This is a genomic window from Frankia sp. CeCAU1 (assembly GCF_977971845.1).
This window is the reverse complement of record NZ_CDWWXA010000223.1, coordinates 2,034-5,087: the sequence shown is the minus strand read 5'-3', so window position 1 is coordinate 5,087 and position 3,054 is coordinate 2,034. Positions and strand designations below refer to the sequence as shown.

Annotated in this window: 1 protein-coding gene; it reads right to left on the bottom strand. The window is 71.7% G+C overall.

Features of this window, described 5'->3' with window-relative positions:
• Positions 1-846: 846 nt before the first annotated feature.
• Positions 847-2,484 (bottom strand): hypothetical protein, encoded by a 1,638-nt coding sequence (locus AC08OO_RS22565; protein ID WP_011435643.1) that lies wholly within the window; start codon positions 2,482-2,484, stop codon positions 847-849.
• Between the last annotated feature and the right edge of the window lie 570 nt (positions 2,485-3,054).

Here is a 3,054-nt window from a genome sequence, read left to right as displayed (position 1 = left end):
GGTTCGGTGGGGGTGGCTCGAAGGGCACGGCGCGGTGGTAGCGGTGGGGGTTCGCGGGCACAGAGACGGTTTTGGGCATGGGGGTACCGCCTCTCCGTGCTTGGGGTTTGATGACGGACGGTGGTGGGGGATCGTCGTCGTCAGGTTGTCGTCAGGTCGTCAGGTCCTGGTCGGACCGGGATTCGTCGCTCTGTGGCCGGTTGGGGGCCGTCGTGGCGGGGGTGACGGTCGAGGCGACGACGACCTGACGGCGGTTACTCAGGGTTGGTATCGAGGGTGTCGCGTCCGGTGACCGAACGTGCCCCACCGTGCGGCGATGAAACTCCCAAAACTCCCGTCCAACCCCCCACCCGCAGCCTCTCCGGGGCTGTTGGCGCTGGTCACTGGGGAGCCCCGAAACACCGCGGGAGTTTCGGGAGTTTCGGGAGTTTGACTCACCGTGACGATCGCGGTCTCGCTGACCTGCGGATCGAGAGAGTCGTCGGCGAGGTCGGGAGTCCACAACCCCTGACGGGCGGTCATTGGGCCGCCGCCGGCTCCCGCAGGATCTTCAGGAGGGTGTCGAGGTGGCGGCGGGCGTCGCGGGTGGCGGCGGTGAGTTGGTCGGCGAGCGCGGTCGGGTTCATGGGCGTGTCCTTCAACAGAGTGCGGAAACGACCGTCCGAACCGTCCAGACCGTCCAGGCATCGACGTTTCCGCAGGTCAGCATGGGTGCCAGGGCTGGACGGTTGGGGACAGACGATCGTCCAATCGAGCGGGCAACCGTCCAGGTGCGTGACGGATTGGACGGTCGGCGGGCGGGACTGGACGATCGGCGCGGCCAACCGTCCAGCGCGTTTGTGCTGGTCACCGGGGGTCCTTGGACGGTTTGGACGGTTCGGACGGTTGAATCGCAGAACTGTCGTAGGCCAGGTGGATGAGCCGTTGACGTTGGATGTCGCGACTGCGGGTGAAGTCGACCGTGACGCCTTGGGCGCGTAGGGCGGGTGCCACGCGGCGTGCGGCGCCGGACATCCCACGGGCGGAGCGCGGCCAGGTCCGCGGCCGGGGGTCGGGGGCGGGAAGGTTCGCGTAGAGCGCTTCGGCGGTGCCGGTGAAAGCACCGACTTTGGCCAGGTGCCGGCGGATGGCCTCGGCGACCGGGTCAGCGGCCACGACGGCGGCGGCCAGGTCGGCCGCGGCGGTGGTGTAGTCGGGCAGGGTCGTCCAGCCGGTGACGGTGTCGAGGGCGGCCAGGACCCGGGCGAAGTCCGCCATCCGGGGCAGCTCGTCCACCCGCACGCCGGGCAGCGTGGCGAGAACCTGGGACAGCAGGTCCAGCAGCGCGGCCAGGACGGTGGGGCGGGCGGCGTCGTAGGCGGCGGAGATCTCGCCATCGGTTCGGCGCCGGGCCGGGTCGATCCGGGTGAGTTCCAACGGGAGGATGCGTTCGGCGAGGTCGCCGGCCAGGTCTCCGGCGTCGATCGAGGTCATGGCTAGCACCCGGCGGTAGGAGATGACGGTGACGTCGTCGTCGGTGTACAGGGCCCGGTCGACCATGCCGTCACCGGTCACGGCCTTGCACAGGGTGTCGGAGAACCACGGCGCGACCCCGGAGACGTTGTCGAGTGCGACCACCCACGACGCGGACGCGGTGATCGACCACTGCCGCGCATCGCGGGGGGCGGAGCGCAACGGCGCCGGGGAAGGGTCCAGTAGGCACACGGTGATCCGGGCCGCGGTGGACTTCGCCGTACCTTGCTCGCCGGTGAGGACCAGGATCGGGTGCGGGATGTCGGGTAGGAACGCGGCAACCAGCCACCCGACCAGCAGCCGGAACCCGGCCTCGGACACGTTCACCAGCCCGCGCAGGGCGGCCAGGTCACCAGGCCGGGCCGGGATCGGCAACGGGCTGGTGAGCGCGGTCCGGCGAAACAGCACCGGGGAGCGTTCCAGCACGGTCCAGCCGTGCGCGTCGACCTGCACACAGCGACCGTCGACGGTGCCCAGGTCGAGCACGATCCCACCGTCGACGGTGGCAGCGACCCGCAGACCGACCGCTTCCGGTTCGGCTTCGGCGGCGGCGCCTTCCAGCACGGTCAGCGCGTCGGACAGCGCACCGCCCCCCGGCGTCGACCCGAACCGGTCGTAGTAGGCCGTGGCCAGACGCGTCCGTAGACCGTCGCGGCCCCGCAGCGACAGGGCGATCATCGGCCCGGCCAGGTCAACGGCGTAGGCGCGTCCGTCGCTGCCGCGCACGACCCGGTACCGCTCCCGGGCCAGAGCAACCAGCCGGGTTGCCTGTGACCCCGACCCGCCGTCGTCCGGCACAGACTCGTGCTCGTCATGCGGGTTGTGCTCGTGCTCGTGCTGGTGCGGGACGTCGACCGGAACCGCAGTGGTCGCCTTCCCGGGCACGGAGTCACCGTGCCCACCGGGCGGCACCGCCACGTGCAGGTGCCGCGACCGGCGCGCACCGGTCGGGTCGCCGTGGTCGCCGCTCATCGCACGCCACCACCACCGCGGCGGCGGGGCACCGCAGTGAGATGCCCCTCCCCCCCGGCGTTGCGCCGCTGTCCAGCCGGACCAGCCACCCGCAAGTCACCCCGCGGCGCGGTCGCCCGCCCAACGATCAGCACCGCGCACGGCGTGCCGATCGGGGGGAGGGGGCATCTCGTCTCCCCCGCCGTGTGGGGCGGGACAGCGGCCGACGGGGCCGGAGTGCGGTGCGGTACCGCCCGTGCGGGGCGGTACCTGTCCTTCCCGCCCCCCGGGCCGCGGGGGTCACGGTGAGTAAGAGTCCCAAGAGTCCCAAGAGTCCCACGGTCCCTACCGGCCCCCCGGTGACCAGCACCAACGGGGCGGATCGGGTCCCGGGCGGGGCCGCTGGTGAGACTCTTGGGACTCTTGCCGTCCCCGAGCCGGTTACGGTCGGTGTCGGACGGGCGCAACGGATCGGGCAACGCCCGCGGCGGGGGCGGACTGGATCGGGGCATGCGAGCAACACCTTTCGGTGACAGGAAGGAGGGCGTACCGGTAGGCGCTCAGGTCGGATCGACCCGGGCAGGGTCGCGC

Bases quoted from the DNA above. Each gene is read 5' to 3' on its own strand.
- AC08OO_RS22565 (WP_011435643.1), bottom strand. From the start codon at position 2,484: ATGAGCGGCGACCACGGCGACCCGACCGGTGCGCGCCGGTCGCGGCAC.